Annotated in this window: 18 protein-coding genes; 10 read left to right on the forward strand and 8 right to left on the reverse strand. The window is 49.4% G+C overall.

Annotated elements, in window-relative coordinates; genetic code table 11:
• Positions 1–53: 53 nt before the first annotated feature.
• The 5 genes from FT643_RS05870 to FT643_RS05890 form a co-directional block, all read right to left on the reverse strand.
• Positions 54–1,154: a hypothetical protein gene (locus tag FT643_RS05870; protein ID WP_156870136.1), complete on the reverse strand. Its 1,101-nt coding sequence runs from the start codon at positions 1,152–1,154 to the stop codon at positions 54–56.
• An 80-nt stretch (positions 1,155–1,234) separates the two neighbouring features.
• Entirely contained in the window at positions 1,235–2,929 is a 1,695-nt protein-coding gene (locus FT643_RS05875; protein ID WP_317621952.1) for a GGDEF domain-containing response regulator, read from the reverse strand.
• A gap of 23 nt (positions 2,930–2,952) precedes the next feature.
• Positions 2,953–3,393 (reverse strand): response regulator, encoded by a 441-nt coding sequence (locus FT643_RS05880; protein WP_156870138.1) that lies wholly within the window; start codon positions 3,391–3,393, stop codon positions 2,953–2,955.
• Positions 3,394–3,522: 129 nt separating this feature from the next.
• On the reverse strand, positions 3,523–4,956 hold the full coding sequence (locus tag FT643_RS05885) for a sensor histidine kinase (protein WP_156870140.1): 1,434 nt from the start codon (positions 4,954–4,956) through the stop codon (positions 3,523–3,525).
• A 2-nt stretch (positions 4,957–4,958) separates the two neighbouring features.
• Positions 4,959–5,498, reverse strand: a complete 540-nt coding sequence (locus FT643_RS05890; RefSeq protein ID WP_156870142.1) for a YfiR family protein — start codon at positions 5,496–5,498, stop codon at positions 4,959–4,961.
• 214 nt (positions 5,499–5,712) lie between these two features.
• On the opposite strand from FT643_RS05890, the gene FT643_RS05895 reads away from it, so the two are divergent.
• A complete protein-coding gene (locus tag FT643_RS05895) occupies positions 5,713–6,012 on the forward strand; it encodes a hypothetical protein (protein WP_156870144.1) in 300 nt (99 codons plus the stop codon).
• A gap of 82 nt (positions 6,013–6,094) precedes the next feature.
• On the opposite strand, the gene FT643_RS05900 is transcribed toward FT643_RS05895, so the two are convergent.
• A complete protein-coding gene (locus FT643_RS05900; RefSeq protein WP_156870146.1) occupies positions 6,095–6,847 on the reverse strand; it encodes a M48 family metallopeptidase in 753 nt (250 codons plus the stop codon).
• Positions 6,848–7,011: 164 nt separating this feature from the next.
• Positions 7,012–7,569: an SUF system Fe-S cluster assembly regulator gene (locus FT643_RS05905; RefSeq protein ID WP_156870148.1), complete on the reverse strand. Its 558-nt coding sequence runs from the start codon at positions 7,567–7,569 to the stop codon at positions 7,012–7,014.
• 115 nt (positions 7,570–7,684) lie between these two features.
• Here FT643_RS05905 and sufB point away from each other — a divergent pair, with 115 nt between their 5' ends.
• The 9 genes from sufB (at position 7,685) to FT643_RS05950 (ending at position 17,462) form a co-directional block, all read left to right on the forward strand.
• Complete coding sequence (gene sufB / locus FT643_RS05910) at positions 7,685–9,130, forward strand: Fe-S cluster assembly protein SufB (RefSeq protein WP_156870150.1); 1,446 nt, start codon at positions 7,685–7,687, stop codon at positions 9,128–9,130.
• Positions 9,131–9,150: 20 nt separating this feature from the next.
• Positions 9,151–9,888, forward strand: coding sequence for a Fe-S cluster assembly ATPase SufC (gene sufC, locus FT643_RS05915; protein ID WP_156870574.1), 738 nt, complete (start codon positions 9,151–9,153; stop codon positions 9,886–9,888).
• Between the two features lie 12 nt (positions 9,889–9,900).
• Complete coding sequence (gene sufD, locus FT643_RS05920; RefSeq protein ID WP_156870152.1) at positions 9,901–11,229, forward strand: Fe-S cluster assembly protein SufD; 1,329 nt, start codon at positions 9,901–9,903, stop codon at positions 11,227–11,229.
• Positions 11,230–11,234: 5 nt separating this feature from the next.
• Positions 11,235–12,485, forward strand: coding sequence for an aminotransferase class V-fold PLP-dependent enzyme (locus FT643_RS05925; protein ID WP_156870154.1), 1,251 nt, complete (start codon positions 11,235–11,237; stop codon positions 12,483–12,485).
• A gap of 18 nt (positions 12,486–12,503) precedes the next feature.
• Positions 12,504–12,863 carry a HesB/IscA family protein gene (locus tag FT643_RS05930; protein ID WP_156870156.1) on the forward strand — a complete coding sequence of 120 codons (360 nt, stop codon included), beginning with the start codon at positions 12,504–12,506 and terminating at the stop codon, positions 12,861–12,863.
• Positions 12,863–13,414 carry a putative Fe-S cluster assembly protein SufT gene (gene sufT / locus FT643_RS05935; RefSeq protein WP_156870158.1) on the forward strand — a complete coding sequence of 184 codons (552 nt, stop codon included), beginning with the start codon at positions 12,863–12,865 and terminating at the stop codon, positions 13,412–13,414. The genes FT643_RS05930 and sufT overlap by 1 nt, the downstream gene beginning before the upstream one ends.
• 2 nt (positions 13,415–13,416) lie before the next feature.
• Positions 13,417–13,851 carry a SufE family protein gene (locus tag FT643_RS05940; RefSeq protein ID WP_156870160.1) on the forward strand — a complete coding sequence of 145 codons (435 nt, stop codon included), beginning with the start codon at positions 13,417–13,419 and terminating at the stop codon, positions 13,849–13,851.
• Positions 13,852–14,023: 172 nt separating this feature from the next.
• The gene (locus tag FT643_RS05945; protein ID WP_156870162.1) at positions 14,024–14,569 is read left to right on the forward strand and encodes a hypothetical protein; all 546 of its coding nucleotides are present in this window, start codon (positions 14,024–14,026) and stop codon (positions 14,567–14,569) included.
• A 265-nt stretch (positions 14,570–14,834) separates the two neighbouring features.
• Positions 14,835–17,462: an EAL domain-containing protein gene (locus FT643_RS05950; protein ID WP_198043351.1), complete on the forward strand. Its 2,628-nt coding sequence runs from the start codon at positions 14,835–14,837 to the stop codon at positions 17,460–17,462.
• Between the two features lie 16 nt (positions 17,463–17,478).
• On the opposite strand, the gene FT643_RS05955 is transcribed toward FT643_RS05950, so the two are convergent.
• Positions 17,479–17,811 carry a 4a-hydroxytetrahydrobiopterin dehydratase gene (locus FT643_RS05955; protein ID WP_156870166.1) on the reverse strand — a complete coding sequence of 111 codons (333 nt, stop codon included), beginning with the start codon at positions 17,809–17,811 and terminating at the stop codon, positions 17,479–17,481.
• Positions 17,812–17,908: the final 97 nt, after the last annotated feature.

Genomic DNA, 17,908 nt, shown 5'->3' on the forward strand with positions numbered 1-17,908 from the left:
GAAGTCTGCAAAATGCCGGAAATCAAAGGGATGTACATCCAGGAGGGGGCGATTCAGCGGAAATGGACTTCAAGTAACACGGTGATAGAGAAAGTTTGATGAAAATTTTCCTCCCGGGGGAAAGCCACCTCGGGAATCACACTGAGATATAACCAATCTTTATAAGGCTGACTGCGATAGGCCGCACTCAAATACACGATATCCACTTCGGAGTAATCATAGCCGGTGCCGAATGCCCCCAGTTGATATTCAATAGCCCGGGTGCCGGGTAATTGCTGGTACAAACTGAACACCTGTCCGAATTCCAGTGTGTCCAATTCTTCCCTCCAATCCAGAAGGGTATTCGAACGGAAAAGGAAATTTTCTGCCACCAGGTTGTCCAGAATAATATCAACGTCGCCATGAAAGCCGTCCGAGTTAAACCATTCAGCCTGACCCCGCAATTGAAGATTCCAGTCCGGTGACAGTTTAAATTGGCGCAATCCGGTACTTCTCACGAACGGATCCGGCGGAGCCTTGACTTTGACCCCGGCCGACAGCTTCGTTTCCCATTCCCCGGTGCCGCCATCCAACGTTCTTAACAAACCGGCAAACAAGGAATTTTGATCGGAAGTTGATGCAGCTTCACTCGGCCGGTTACGTTCTTCCAGTGACCGGTCATTATCATCGCCATACTGCAGAACCAACCTATACCGCTCTTTGGTACCCGGCATATCCAACCTGAACTTCACGTTGAAATCCGGATCGAATTCTGCCCCCTCGTACCATTTTCCCCCCAATCGTAAAATGGCATAGGAATCATTGTTATACGTCTGGAATTTCTCACCTGCAAAATAGGCGTCCATTCTGCGCCCCATATTTTCCAGAGCATCCGATAGTTTTTCCCGGGATTCGACCAAATACTCAACACTGCGATCCACATACCCAGGTTCATCATAAGGAACATAAAAATCTTCCAGGCTGGGATAATCTACAAATGGATTCTGGCTTGCGTCAGGTATAGTTCGCTCTTCGAAGGGGGGATCAAATTGCTTCGGATAAACGTTCAACTTGCCCTGATGTGGTTCCAATACTGCAGCGAGATAGGGTAATCCGGCTGCAGGATCGGCGCCTTGCAGCAACGATTGGTCTTCCGCCATTACAACAGAACTCATCACCATAGGTAATGCTATGCATACTCTTTTTTTAATTGTCATTAATGCTGCGAGATCAGTTACTGAATAGGGAAAGTGTGTTAGTTTTCTAGCAACTCGTCTTCTATGGGTCCTGGTTTGGATATTCCGTATCCCTGGGCAAAGTCAACTCCAAGTATTCTCAATTTATCTTCTATTTCGCTATTTTCCACAAATTCCGCTACCGTTTTCAAGCCAGCGGAATGCGCTATGGTATTACAAGCGTCTACTATCGCCAGATCCATAGGATCACTTAGCATACTGCGAACAAAACCCCCGTCTATTTTCAACACATCGACCGGAATCGCTTTCAAATAAGCAAAGGAACTCATACCCACCCCAAAATCGTCCAATGCAAACAAGAAGCCCAGCTCCCGAATATCGGAAATAAAGGCCGAGGTGGCTTCAATGTTTGAAATCGCCGTAGTTTCCGTAATTTCAAAACATATTTGATTGGCGGGGATATCGTAACGACGCTTGCACTCCCTAACGCTTTCGAAAAATGTTTCGTCATTGAGCGAAGAGCCGGACAGATTAATGAAGTACACGCCCTTAAAATTGGCTTTTTTGTCGATACAGCGGCGTACAAAAGAGAACGCACTGTCCACCACCCAGCGATCAATAGAGGTCATCAGGTTAAAACGTTCCGCAGCCGGAATAAATAATCCCGGTGCCACCAACTCCCCTTCATCCAGCATACGCACCAAAAACTCATAGTGCACTGCATCGCTTTTCAGACCGACGATAGGCTGCTTGTATAGTACGAACGCGTTTTCGTCCAGAGCACGTCTGATTTTGGATGCCCAACGCATTTGCTCCTTACGCAAAGTCAGATCCTGATTGTTCAGATCATACACCTGAATGAAACTTTGCCCCTTGTCTTTGGCTGCATAACTGGCCATATCAGCACTGGACAAGACTTCTTCAACGTCCATACTGCTGTTATCGATGAGTACAATTCCGGTACACGCTGATACCATAAACGGTTGCTCACTCCAGACAAAACGATGCTGCTCAATGGACTTGTGCAGCTTCGCCGCCATCGCACAGGCTTCTTGGGGGTTACAGTCTGTCAACAATACGCCGAACTCGTCCCCCCCCATGCGCGACACACAATCCCGCTCACCTATCACCCCTTTGATCAACTCACCGATTTGTTTTAATAGTTCATCCCCCGCCTGATGCCCACAGGCGTCGTTAATAATCTTGAATTGATCCAGGTCTACGTACAGCAATGCATGCTGAGCCTGGGTCTGGTGCGCACTATCCAGTGCGGTCTGAAGGTAGTTCTTGAATTGTTCCCGATTAATTAAGTTTGTAAGGGTGTCGTGATGGGAAAGATAGGCTATTTTCTGTTGCGCCTGCAGATGAGCATCGCGTTGCGCTACTTCCCGAAGTTCCCGTTCCACTACGGGGACCAGGCGCGACAGGTTGTCTTTCATAATGTAATCCTGAGCCCCCGATTTCATGGAGTGTACCGCCACGTCATCGCTAATCGTGCCGGACACCACAATCACGGGCGTTTCAGGCTGAGCCAGCTTCACCAACTGCAGTGCATCAGCTGAACTGAAAGAAGGCATGTTATGATCGGTCACTACCAGGTCCCACTTACTCAAATTCAGGGCCCTGCGCATCGCCTCGGGGTCGTCAACGCGTTCGAACTGGCACAGCAAACCGCCTTTTCTGAGTTCTCTTATCAACAATAACGCATCATCTTCCGAGTCATCTGCAATCAAAACGTTAAGATCACGATCCACACCCACCTCTGTATTGTTTTTTGTCAGTATAGAGCGGGAGTCCGGTTCACACCTAGCCAATATTGACCAAGCAACCTCACCTGATCAACAAATTCGTTAAAATCGACCGGTTTATTTATATAACTATTAGCTCCGCTTTCATAACAATCAACCATATCCTGTATTTCATCCGACGACGTCAGCAGCACCACCGGGATCCGCTTGGTACGTTCATCTCCGCGAATTGAGCGCAATACTTCAATGCCATTCAACTTGGGTAACTGCAGGTCCAGAAACACCACTTTGGGCAGTGCACGAACGTCACGATCCTGGTATTTTCCGGTTCCGAAAACATAATCAAGCGCCTCCTGGCCGTCTTTTACCACGACAACCTGGTTTGGCACACTGGATTTCTTCAGCGCACGCAGCGCAAGCAACTCATCATCAGGGTTATCTTCTACCAATAAAATAGTCATATTATCCATGCTATCTTTATTCCGACAGGCTATATCAGAAAGGTGGTGTGTACGTTGACATTACCGCTAGATCATTTAACAGTCAAACCATCAAGAAATCACGATAAAACAAAAACTTAAATCTGCTTGCTCTGTATATCAAACTGGCAGGGTGAAATAAAACGTGGCGCCATGATCTACCGCACTTTCAGCCCAGATATCGCCTCCGTGACGGTGTATAATTCTGGCGACGGTTGCCAATCCGATTCCGGTTCCTTCAAATTCATCTTTGCCGTGCAGGCGCTGAAAAGCACCGAACAATTTATCGGCATACCGCATATCAAAACCAGCCCCATTATCCCTTACAAAAAACGCGTTCTGCTTTTTACCTATGGCTATTTCCGGAGCTGAATGTTTATGCGAATATTTCCAGGCATTATCGATCAAGTTGGTCAGCACGATCCGCATCAGAGTGGAATCACATTGAGCCAGCATATCGTCCTGAACCTCTACCGTGACCTTGCGCGCCGGATCTCTTTCCCGCAACTCTTCAATAATTTCAAGACACTGTTTTGCTATATCCGTTGGTTGTAACACTAATTCGTGGCGCGAGACTCTGGACAAGCGCAGCATACTGTCAATCAACCCCCCCATTCGCTGACTCGCCATGCGAACCCGCTCAAGATAACTCATGGCCATGGGATCCAATGACTCGGCGTAATCCTCAAGCAAAGCCTGGCTAAATCCATCGATTGCCCGTAACGGGGAACGCAGGTCATGAGACACCGAATAACTGAACGCTTCCAGTTCCTGGTTCGCCGATTTTAATTCTGCAGTACGCTCTTCCACCTTGGTTTCAAGGTGTGCTTTATGGTTACGGAGTTCAAGATCACGCAGTTCAATAGCATTCAGCATGGCATTAAAACCATCCACCATCTGACCTAACTCATCGTCGCTGTGCTTGGCTGCACGCACTGAATAATCACTATTGGCGGTTATGTTCGCAGCCGTATCAGCCAGCTCCGAGATAGGTCTCGTCACGGCTTTTTGCAGAATCATTGCGATCCCGATTGACGCTACGGCAATGACAACCAGCGCCGTTAACATCATATAAAAATATTGCTGAATCAAGCTTTCCATGTAATCCGTATTAGCTCGGATAAAAATCACTCCTACCTGCGACGCATCCGATACGACCTCATCCATAAAATAATACTTATCACCATGAAAGCCGCGCTCGACAGCACCGGGTTGCTCAGGACAGGGCTCCAAGTCCAACTCCGAAGGCCGAGAACGAACGATTAACGCCATACTGGCGCTATACAAGCACACCATGTCGATGGTGTCATCGTAATCCAGGCTGTTTGCGCTTTCACTTAGGGTACTCAGATCATTAAAATCCAGAGCAGCCACAATTTGAGAATAAGCTACCTTGGTGACCACTTTGATTTCATGTTCCATTTGATCACGGGTCTGTATGCGCTCGTAGGCCAGGAAAAACACGCCGATCAACACCACCACGGCACAAATGGTGAGCATCATAACGAGGGTTAGTTTTTGTTTGATGTTAAGCGTGCGCAGCGAAAGCGGCATCGTTACAATACCTTTCTACCAAGCTGTAACAATTTTGAACTGATCTGAAGGCGAGACTGTTTGGCCCGGGTTAGATTGATATCGAACCGTATCCGGTCGCCCTCCCGCACCAAGGCGATGACCCCTCCCCTATCAGCAAATTCCTCGCCGTCCCCTATGGTCAGGATGGCCTTTTTCTCTGCCAGATTGATGACACCTTTTGCCAGTTCCGGCGACATCACATAAACCAGCTGACAACGGTCAATCTCATGGGTCGACTTCAATTCAATGAGCGATAAATTCATCGACCGCACCTGCCGTTGGCTCAGTCTCCCCAAGTCCTCGTCAATACCGTCCGCTCCCAGAAAGCAAATCTTCAGCCCCGCATTCGATTGCTCCACCTCCGGGGGCCAGGTCACGTATTTGGTGAAATTGAATATGAATGCAGCCTTCAATTTTGTATCATCGCTGGCGATCGTGACGGCAGCGTAACTGAGCCCTGTCGCTAGCAATAAAAGCCAGCCAAGACTGTTAACAATTCCTTTTGAGATACTTCGTTTCAATGGTGTTCACCCGCCCCATGTCCCTATGCTCAATTAAACCAGTATAGTGACTTTTCCCTAATCTGCTTCGCCACTTCAAGCGTTAGGTTGTTTACTCTAATAATCCTGATTACGATTCTGCTCAATAGACCGATTTCCCGGATAAGTTTACCCATTCCGGATAGTAAAACTTCGCGGCACAACCCAGCCTAATTGATAACGAAGGAGGCACCTTATGAAATTGCAACAAGTCACCGACTTTGCACTCAAACAACTGGATAATGCAGGTTATTACCTAAGCCGTTACGGTATCAGTCACGATGTCAACCGCCACAACCTGATTGCCATCGCCGTCACTGAAAAGCAACACCTCATGGCGGAACTGTCACGCCTGGAAATGAAAACCAAGATCCGCAAACACCAACTGGAACAACTGCGTGATGATGTGAGCCTACAGGCCGACGAATGGCTGGCGAAAGCACCTAAAGCCATTGCCAGCCCTCTACTAAAAGCAAAATCCCGATTCGCCTTTTAACCAACTTACGGTGAGGCTTCCCATACGCCCTTTGCCCGGTCTTCGTTGTAAAAGCGGGCTCAGAGGAGCCAGCAAGCCTGGATTACAGCTTGTTGATCGCGGATTGGATGCGCTCCACGCGGGCGGCGTTGGAGGGGTGCGAGCTGAGGAAACTGCCGCCGGAACCAAATTTGGCCTGCAGCGTTTCGATGGCACGCTTCATAGCATAGGGGTCTTTGCCCAGATCATGCAGCATGCGCACGGCAAATGTATCGGACTCCAACTCATCACGCTGGGAGAACTGGGCGTTCACCGCAGTATATGCGATCTGCCCTAGCTGGCCCTCAGTCAAATCGCCCACGGTTCCACCCACTGAAACCACCGCCTGAAAAGCGGAATCAGTCAAAATCCGCTTCTGCATCTGCTCGTAACTGTGTTTATTATAAACGTGGCCAATTTCATGACCAATCACCGCCAATACCTGATCGTCCGGCATGGCGTCCATCAAGCCCGAGTAGACCCGCACGGTACCGTCGGCCATGGCAAAAGCATTCACGTCCGGTGCAATATACACTTTGAAATCCAGCTGCAGCCCACGATAGCTCTGTACGCCTGCAACAAGCTTGTTCAATCGCTGGGCATAGGGGCTACTGTCCGCCGCCACCTGAGTCTTACTGTCCATCTCTTTGGCGGCCAGGGACGCTGCCTGTTTGACACTGTTTTCATCCAGTGTGACAGCCTGCGCTACACCCGCCCCCACAGCTACCGCCTTGCCGGCGTCGAAGCTGCCATCGCTGGCACAGGAAAACAGGGTTAACGACAACAGCAAAACCACCAGCTTTGCACTCAGTTTCATACTACGGCCTCTCTACCACTTGGTATCTGATAAACGGGAATCTGAAGGCTGTGATCCGAACCGAGCCCAGGTTCAACACAACCCCCTTAAGTGCTACTAACTATTGAAACAAGAAATATGAACCGGAAGGGTAAAGGATAACGATTCCTAAATAAACACCCTGATCAGAGGCGATGAACAGCGGTACGCTCTGTCAGGCGGGAGATAATGGTCTCCATATTGTGGTCCACTCCGGAGCCCAGGTTTCGCATATCGGTGAGAGAGATGGTACTGAGAATCTGCACAATCAGCTCGTTTAGAGTGGGCATATGGGATTCCACTTCGCAATCCCCTGATAATTCGCAACCGCCGTTATCTACACAACATTCGGTGATTGCAAGCGGCCCTTCCACAGCCGAAACAATTTGCGCGATACTGATCATATCCGGCAGCCGGGCCAGCTGATAACCGCCCTTGGCGCCGCGCTCTGAACGCACTAAGCCCGCTGCGACCAACTGCCTCATCAGTTTGCGTACCGTGGGTAATGCCAGCTGTGTGGCACCGGACAAATCTTCCATACGCTGTAGCCCGGCCGGGTGCTTCGCCATACGATTCATAATCACCAGCGCGTAATCTGTCATTTTTCCTATTCGTAACATACAATGCCGACCGTTTTGCCCAACTTGAGAGGGCTGCAGAGCTGCAGCGATGGGAAAGAATACCAAATTGGTATTGATTTTCATAGCGGATTATTTTAGTCTGTTGCGCAGTAGAGAGAGCCAAGAATCATTCACCATCGCCAGGCCTAAAAGGGCTAGGCGCTCCTGTAGGCGCTAGAAGCGCAAGAGAATTAACGCCATGAGCAACGCTAATGACATCGATGCTTTAATTCGTCGCGAGTACGAAGCGGGATTCGTCACTAATATCGAGTCGGAAACCATTCCCCCGGGCCTCAGCGAAGACGTTGTCCGCATCATTTCAGGCAAAAAGAATGAACCTGAGTGGATGCTGGAATGGCGCCTGCAGTCGTACCGGAAATGGAAGGAAATGAGTGTGCCAACCTGGGCTCATGTGAAGCATCCGCCCGTGGACTTCAATACCATTAGCTATTACTCCTCCCCCAAATCAAAAAAAGACGGCCCCAAGAGCCTGGATGAAGTCGATCCCGAGATTCTGGAAACCTTTGAAAAATTAGGTATTCCCCTGCATGAACGCGCCAAACTGGCCGGGGTCGCTGTGGATGCCGTGTTCGACAGCGTTTCCATCGGCACTACATTCAAAGACGAACTGGCAAAGGCCGGTGTCATTTTCTGTTCCATATCCGAAGCAATTCAGGATCACCCGGATCTGATCCGCAAGTATCTGGGCAGTGTAGTACCGCAGCAAGATAACTTTTACGCCGCGTTGAACTCAGCGGTGTTCAGCGACGGGTCATTTGTATACATACCGAAAAACACACGCTGCCCAATGGAGTTATCCACCTATTTCCGTATCAATGAACTCAACACCGGACAATTCGAGCGCACCTTGATCGTAGCCGACGAAGGCAGTTCCGTGTCCTATCTGGAAGGTTGCACTGCCCCCATGCGCGATGAAAACCAATTGCACGCCGCCGTGGTTGAACTGGTGGCTCTGGGCGATGCAAACATCAAATATTCTACTGTACAGAACTGGTACCCCGGTGACGAAAACGGCAAGGGCGGCATATATAACTTCGTCACCAAACGTGGTGTGTGTGATGGTGCCAACTCCAAGATTTCCTGGACGCAGGTAGAGACCGGCTCCGCAATCACCTGGAAATACCCCAGCGTAATCTTGCGCGGCGACAACAGCGTCGGCGAATTCTATTCGGTTGCCCTGACTAACGGACATCAACAAGCGGACACCGGCACGAAAATGATTCACCTGGGCAAAAACACGAAGAGCACCATCGTGTCCAAGGGAATCTCTGCCGGTAAAAGCCAAAACGCCTATCGGGGTCTGGTCCGGATCTCGCCGCGCGCCAGCGGCGCCCGCAATCACACACAATGCGACTCGCTGCTGATTGGCTCCCATTGTGGTGCGCATACTTTCCCCTATATCGAAACCAAAAATCCGGACAGCATCCTGGAACACGAGGCAACAACCTCCAAGGTCAGTGACGATCAACTGTTCTTGTGCCGTCAGCGCGGCATTGATGAGGAAAAGGCGGTATCCATGATTGTGAATGGATTCTGCCGGGAAGTATTTAAAGAGTTACCCATGGAATTTGCGGTGGAAGCCGGCAAGTTGCTGGAAGTCAGTTTGGAAGGCGCAGTAGGTTAATTATGAGCGAAGCACAACCCATGTTAGAAGTGAAAGATCTGGTCGCTGAAATCGACGGCAAAACCATTTTAAATGGCATTACATTGACCGTACGCCCGGGCGAGGTGCACGCCATCATGGGCCCCAATGGCTCCGGCAAAAGCACACTGGCCAACGTGTTATCGGGTCGTGAAGGTTATGAGGTCCTGAGCGGCAGCGTCACTTTCCAGGGCCAGGACTTGCTGGAACTGGCACCGGAAGAGCGCGCCCGAGCAGGGCTATTTCTGGCGTTCCAATATCCTGTAGAGATACCCGGCGTCAGCAATATGCAGTTCCTTAAAGCGTCAGTAGACGCGATCCGGAAACACCGCGAACAAGAGGAACTGGACGCACCAACCTTTATGAAGCTGGCACGTGAAAAGTGCAAAGAGCTTAAATTGAAAACTGAGTTTTTAAAGCGCGGTGTTAATGAGGGCTTTTCCGGCGGCGAAAAGAAGCGGAATGAAATACTGCAGATGGCGTTACTGGAACCCAAACTGGCACTACTGGACGAAACCGATTCCGGTCTGGATATCGATGCGTTACAAGTTGCCGCAGAAGGGGTTAACGCACTTCGCAACGGTGAACGCAGCTTTATTGTCGTCACCCATTATCAACGCCTTCTGAACTACATTGTGCCCGACTTTGTTCATGTTCTGTCGGAAGGCAAAATTGTAAAATCCGGTGGTCGCGAATTAGCGCTGGAATTGGAAGACAAAGGTTATAGCTGGATTCAATAACGGCAGGCAGTCATGATTACACCTAACGAATTTAAATTACAGGCGCAATCACAACTCCAGCAAAGTACATTGCTGGAATGGTTGACCCTGCCGGAAAAAGCACAGGCCACCTTTGCTGAACTGGATATCCCCACCCGCAAAACCGAAAGCTGGAAATACACGCCACTAACAACGCTCTTTACCCAGGACTATTTCAATCGGGTTGCCTCGACACAGATTGATGAATCAAAAGCGCGCGCCTTATTCGAACCCATCGAAGAGGTAAGCAGGCTGGTGTTCGTGAACGGCGGCTTTCATCACGACCTGTCGAACTTCAGTGACCTGGAGAACCAGGGCATCATTACTTTATTCAGCAATGCCAATGACGCGCAGCGGGAAATCATCAACCGACACCTGGGTAGCACTTTCGAACCCGAGCAACACATATTCGCCACACTGAATTACAGCGATATCAATGAAGGCGTGTTGATTCATGTTCCGAAAGAATACAAAGTAGAACAACCCATTCATGTGGTTTATATCAGCACTGAAGAGAGCGCACCCGGTTTTGGCCAGTCGCGATTACTATTGCTCGCCGATTCAGGCTCAAGCACCCAACTGATAGAACAGCATGAGAGCATGGGTATCAGCAATATATTCCATAATCATATGTCTGAAATGGTGTTGGCAGGTAACGCAAAGCTGGTCCACCAGCGCATGCAGATGCAGCAGGAAGACGCCGCCCACGTTAACGGCTTGCACGTACAACTCGCGGAAGGCAGCCATTACGAGCAGCATGCCATTGCCCTGGGCAGCAAGCTGAAACGCAACGACGTCTGCATCAACTTTAACGGCAGCAATTCCTACAGCCGATTAAACGGTGTGTTTCTGAGTAAGCACCAACAACATATTGATAATCACCTGAATCTGGAGCATGGCAGCCCCCATTGCAACAGCGACACGGTATACAAAGGCTTTATCACCGACAAGAGCCGGGCGGTTTTTAACGGTCGCATCCACATCCATAAAGATGCCCAGAAAACCGAAGCTCATCTGAATACCAATAATTTACTGCTCTCCAATCAAGCCGAATTGAATGCGAAGCCGGAGTTGGAAATTTACGCCGATGATGTGAAATGTTCTCACGGGGCCAGCATCGGTCAATTGGATGAGAAATCGCTATTCTACTTCCAGTCCCGAGGTATCGATCGAACTGTTGCCGAAGCCATGCTGTGTCTGGGTTTCGTGAACGAGATGGTGGATTTATTTCCGAACGAACAAGTGCGTTCGGTGATCACTGAACGTCTGGCAGGCTTTTTTAATGATGTCGATAAACTAAATAGCCTGTGGTCGATGGAGTAATTCAGATGGATGAGCGCAAAGCGGCAATCAACCAACGACGTTTCGATCTGGCCGAGGTGCGGGCGGATTTTCCTATTCTGCATCAACAAGTCAAAAGCAAGCCTCTGGTTTATCTGGACAATGCCGCCACCACTCAGAAACCGCGCTGCGTCATTGAAACGCTCAATCGATACTACAGCACCATCAATTCCAATGTGCATCGCGGAGCCCACACCCTGAGTGATCTGGCTACACGGGAATTTGAAAGTGCGCGTGAGACAGTGCAACGGTTTCTTAATGCGGCCCACAGTCACGAAATCATCTGGACCCGTGGCACCACCGAAAGCATCAATCTGGTCGCACACAGTTTTGGACTGAGCCAACTGGGAAAAGGCGATGAGATTCTGATTACCGCCATGGAGCACCATTCCAATATTGTGCCCTGGCAGTTATTGGCACAGCAAACCGGCGCCACCTTAAAAGTCATTCCGGTCACCAGCGATGCTGAACTGGATATGGATGCCTTCGAAAAACGCCTGAGTGAAAATACTAAATTAGTTTCCGTTGTACACGTTTCCAACGCGTTGGGTACCATCAACCCGGTCAAGACAATCACCCAAAAAGCGCATCAGGCCGGTGCCGTGGTATTACTTGACGGCGCCCAAGCGACACCACACTGGGATGTCGATGTTCAGGATCTGGATTGCGATTTTTATGCCTTCTCCGGGCATAAAGTATTTGGCCCCACCGGCATCGGCGTGCTCTATGGCAAAACAACCTTGCTCGAAAAAATGACACCGTATCAAGGCGGTGGTGAAATGATTGAGCGGGTTACATTTGAAAAAACCACGTTCAATACGCTGCCCTATAAGTTTGAAGCCGGCACACCCAACATTGGCGGCGCCATCGCGCTGGCCTCTGCGATTGATTACCTCAAACAGTTTGACCGTAATCTCCTGGTTGCCCACGAACAAAATTTATTGCAGGCCACCCTTGAACGCGCCGCCGCTGACCCCACCATCCAATTAATCGGTAAAGCCCGCGACAAGGCCGGGGTGTTCTCTTTTTTACTGAAAGGCGCACACCCCCACGATCTCGGTACGCTGCTCGATCAGCAAGGCGTTGCGGTTCGCACCGGCCACCATTGTGCGATGCCCATTATGGATCAGTTCGCGATTCCCGGTACAGTGCGTGCCTCCTTTGCTTTCTATAATACATTGCAGGAAGTGGATCGCTTCTTTGTTGCGTTAGAAAAAGCAAAAACATTTTTATTGTAGGAATACAGTGAGAGCAATATGACTGTTCAAACATTCGTTCCCGACCAAGCCATAAGCCTGACGGCTTCCGCAATCAAACATATGGCATCCGAAATCGCCAAGCGTGAGGATGCTACCGCTGTACGTATCGCGGTCAAGCCCAGCGGATGCTCCGGTTATATGTATGAAATGGAATTGGTTTCTGCCCCCGAAGCAGACGACATTGAATTAAACGCCGGACAAAACCTGACGGTATACCTGGCTAAAGATAGCCTGGAAGTCCTGCAAGGCACGGAACTGGACTACGTTACCCAGGGACTTAATTCGGTGTTGCAATTCCGCAACCCGAACGCCACCTCCGAATGCGGATGCGGCGAAAGCTTCTCGGTCACCAAATAATGGCTATTAGCGCCGAACAACGCATGGTGGCCGTGGTACGTGATTGCCCCGCACGCGCCGTGCCTTCCGGTACGCCCATGACCATACCCAAGAATACGTTTGTTACCATTACCCAGGCCCGCGGCGGAAATTACACCATCAGTCATCGCGGCAATCTGGCTCGCGTTGACGGCACCGACGCCGATGCCCTGGGGCTGGAAACGGAAGAGCTGGAGTTTGGAGACATTGCTGAAGGCGCGCCCCTGGAAGAACATGTCTGGGCAACGCTGCGCACCATTTACGACCCGGAAATTCCGGTCAATATCGTTGATCTGGGTTTGGTCTACGGAGTAGCGATAGAGGAAAAATCCCGCGGTCACGACGTTGTAAAAGTCACCATGACGCTGACCTCCCCTACTTGCGGAATGGGCCAGGTGCTGGCTGGTGACGTGCGTTATCGCCTGCAAAAAGTGCCTAATGTCGATGAAGTCTTTGTGGACATTGTATTTGATCCACCCTGGAACCGCGACAATATCTCGGAAGAAGCGCAATTAGAATTGGGGATTTTCTAATTATGAGCAGCAACCCGTTTGGCAGTGAAATTACCGGGACAGACATTCTGGAAGACCTGGAGTTCTTCGACGATTGGGAAGATCGCTATCGTTATATAATCGATCTGGGTAAAAAGCTCCCCACCATGCCCGACGAACTAAAAACCGACCTCAACTTTGTTCACGGTTGTCAGAGCCAGGTTTGGATCAGTCATCAATTTCAACCGGACAGCAATACTCTGCACTTCCTGGTGGATAGCGACGCTCATATTGTTCGTGGTCTGGCGGCTATGGTGATGGCCGCTTTTAATCAAAAACCACCCCGAGACATTCTTGATTTCGACATTGAGGGGTACTTCGGGAAAACCCAGCTGATTCAGCATCTGAGCCCGACCAGAGGCAATGGTTTGAAATCCATGGTCAACAAAATCCGCGAAGCTGCCAGCGCACACCGATAGACGTCCGTGCCGCAACCCGGGTATTCAGCCGCCTATGTACCGCTGCCGGCCGAAGAAACAATCACAAACTGATTGGTTATTTTGTCACTTTGCGTGCCCGGCGGGATGCGCCATAATCGGCACAATAATCAACCCTTATTAACAAACCGTTCTTTCGTAAAAGGATTCCACCATGCGATCTGCTCGACTTTTTGGCTTTTGCCTACTCTATCTGTTTTCTTCGCTTTCTTTCGCGGGGGAAACATTGTCGGATGCTGACATAAAAAAATGGGCGACAGCCTACCAAGCCGTGGTTGAGTGGTCAGAAAAAACGGAATTCAAGAACCCACCCAAAATCAACAAAGAAAATATGGATATAAGCAAAGTCTATTCCCAGATGCTGGAAACCAGCAAAGGCGAGGACTTCTATAAAGACTTGGCCGCTATTCTTAAAAAGAATGGATATAGCGATGAGCAACTCTGGGGGCAACAGGGCGATCGTATTCTGATGGCCTTTATGGCGAATGAAATGGATACCAGCAAGGTGGACATCCAGAAGCAGCTGCAAGAAGCCAAAAACATGATGAAGGATTTACCCCCGGAACAACGCGCCATGATGGAAGGCATGCTGAAACAAAGTACCCAGGCCATGGAAAGCGCTTCGGGTGTGCCCGACTCAGACAAAGCAGCAGTAAAACGTAACCGTGCTCTGCTTGAAAAAGCGTTCGACATTAAATAGCGCCGTTGCATCTGTCAACAATCCCGTCAATAATTAACGGTGGCCCATAACGGCGGCCGTTAATGTCAACCATTTGACACTGTTTTTGCTTCCCTTTCCCTTCTTGCGACACACTCACACTTCTCTTCCAAGCTCTCACTAAACCGTGATCTATACTTCAGTGTATGCTCATTTTCTGTGCAGGGTTTCAGAGAGCTGTTGCACTTTTATTCGTTGTTTAACAGACGGATCGGTAGATCCGGCTTACTGAGAATTGGAAAATAATTTGGTCATTTTTCAGAGATATAGATCGCTTTATCCGATCATTATCGGTTTATTGCTGCTTACCGGACAACCGGTCCGGGCGGCGTCTACAGTAGTCCTGGACGATCAGGTCAACGAGTTTCATTTGGGGCAGGATCAGCTGCAAGTCCTGCGTGATTCTCCGGATCAGTTAACCATTAACGAAATAACTACAAATAGCCATAGCTCGTTTACAGATGCGGACCAGAATATTCTGAACTTCGGTCACACTGCCGATTCCATCTGGATTCGCTTCCGGCTTGTTGACAAAAGCGTCGATGCTAACGATTCAACCTGGATGCTGGAATCGGCTTTCCCGCTACTTGCACGATTTGATGTATACGTTGTCGCCGACGGCCGGGTGACGGAAAAGTATCAACTGGGTTACGAACACAAGATGAAGCGGCGCATGCTACCACACCGCTTTTTCGTACAACCCTTACGTTTTGAACGGAACATTGAATACGATATCTACATCAACGTAGAACGGGCCAACGGCAATGTACAAGTTCCATTGAAACTGTCCCGCCCATTAACGTTTTTTTATAGCGAACTGGTCAGTGATCATGTGTTTGGCATTTTCTTTGGCATTTTAATCGGCATGATCGCCTACAACCTGTTTCTGTTCTTCTCTGTCGGCAGCCGGGCCTATTTTTATTACATCGCTTATATTGTTTTTTCCTTCGCTGCTTACCAGGCCCTGACCGGCTACGGATTTTTGCTGATCTGGAGTCAGTTGCCAGCGGTTAACGAGTACATCATTCAGATTTCAGCCAGTCTGGGCGTTATTAGCGGCCTACTCTTCATTAAACATTTCATTAAGATGGAACAATACGCCCGCTGGTTCGTCCACTACATCCACACAATGGTGGGTATCGGTGTCGTCTTGATCACGACTAAACTCGTTACCGCGTATTTTCTCAGTATCCACATCACACTCTATTTGGGGTTTGTCACCCTCACCGTGCCACTGATGGTGCTGTACTGCTGGCGTAAAGGTTCGCGCCCTGCGGGATTTTTTATGCTGGCCTGGATCACGTTAACCGTGGGCATCCTGCTCTATGCGTTCAATTTACTAGGCTGGGTTCCGTCCAATGTGATAACCACCAACGCCATTCTGTGGGGTGCGGCTGCCGAAATGATATTGTTGTCTTTGGGTTTAGCGGATCGAATCAATTCAGAAAGAAGGCAAAAATACAGTGCACTGCAAGAACAACATAAGGCAGTTATCCAGCTTAAGGAAGCGGAAGAGCAATTGATGCATCGGGCATTGCACAGCCGCGCCACTGGATTGCCCAACCGGACTCAGCTACGCAATACCATGGACAACCTGCTTGAAAATGATGAAAGCCGACACTTCACTTTATTGTTGCTGAGCCTGAATAATTTTCACGAATTCAATAAAACCCTGGGCCATTCCAACGGCGATGCCATCCTGGGCATTCTAACGAAACGTATTTGCACTCTGTGCAAAGGTATCCACAATCTGTATCCGATAGAAACCCAAGACCGAGAACACAACCTGGTTTCAAGTATCGAGGGCGTTACTTTTGCTCTGCTGATTAAAGAATTGGACACCAGTGTACTTCAAAGCACGATTCTGAAGTTGTTACGCGATGTGGAAAAGCCATTTGAATACCAGGGGCTAACCCTGGACGTCGATGCAACAGCAGGCATCGCATCCTGCCCTTCCCACGGTGAAGACAGTGAGACGCTGATGCGAAACGCCCATATTGCATTGGAAGCTGCCAGCAGCACAAACGAAAAGTTTTCCATCTACAGTCATGAAATAGATCCCTACAACGCACGCCGGATTTCGCTGTTAGGTGAACTCCGCAACGCCATCGAAAAAGACGCACTGCAGTTGTATTTTCAACCGCAGATATGCCTGGATACCATGCAGGTGTCCGGCGCTGAAGTGTTGATCCGCTGGATTCATCCGGAATACGGTTTTATTCCACCTGACGAATTCATACCCTTAGCGGAGCGCACCGGTGTCATTCATCCCCTAACCTATTGGATTTGTCGCAAGGCGTTTGAATTCAAACACAGCCTGGACAGTCAGGGCTATAACATTAACCTGTCTATCAATATCTCGGCACGCAATTTACAGGACCCACATTTCAAAGAGCAGGTGTGTAAAATGGCAGCTGAAAACAAGGTGCAACTCAATAAAATTATAATGGAACTAACTGAAACCGCCGTGATGTACGACCCCGAAGACGCGCTACGCATTATGAATGATTTGAGCGAAGCAGGCATACGTCTGTCCATCGACGATTTCGGAACCGGTTATTCCTCGTTATCCTATTTGAAAAGACTACCGGTTGATGAAATCAAAATCGATCGCAGTTTTGTGATGGAAATGGCGAAAAATAACGACGATCAGGTCATTGTAAACACCACTCTAATGATGGGGCATAATCTGAGCCTGGAAGTGGTGGCAGAAGGTGTTGAAGACGAAGCCACTCTATATAAATTAAAGGACATGGGCTGCGACCTGGCGCAGGGGTACCACATTGCACGCCCAATGCCGTCGCACGATTTTTTTACCTGGATTTCCGGTTACCGGGCACACCAACGCCCTCAAGCGGTGATCAAGGGCGTCTGAATTGGGCTACACCCGGTTATTGTAAAAAATCGGTTTTCGCCGCGAGGATGAAATCGTTTTTGTGCAATCCCTCGATGACATGGGTCCACCAGGATACGGTGACCTTACCCCACTCGATCACCATCTGCGGGTGGTGATTTTCCTGCTCGGCTAACTCCGCCACCCGATTGGTAAAAGCCATCGCCTGCTTATAATCACTGAATTCAAAGGAGCGACTGAGCCTGGGTTGTCCGTCTTCGTGCACAATTGTCCACAGCGGAATCCCTTTCAGCAGACCCGGTTGTTCCGCCGGGGTGACAGCCGGCGCACCTTTATGACATACGCTGCATTGCTGCTCACGTAACAACATAACAATTCCTCACATATCAATGCATTCAATTACAGTAGTTGAAACAAGGCCTAACTGCTTATATTTCAAGTGATTTTGAAAATAGCGGTTTGGCCGC

The organism is Ketobacter sp. MCCC 1A13808 (assembly GCF_009746715.1).
Lineage (GTDB): Bacteria > Pseudomonadota > Gammaproteobacteria > Pseudomonadales > Ketobacteraceae > Ketobacter.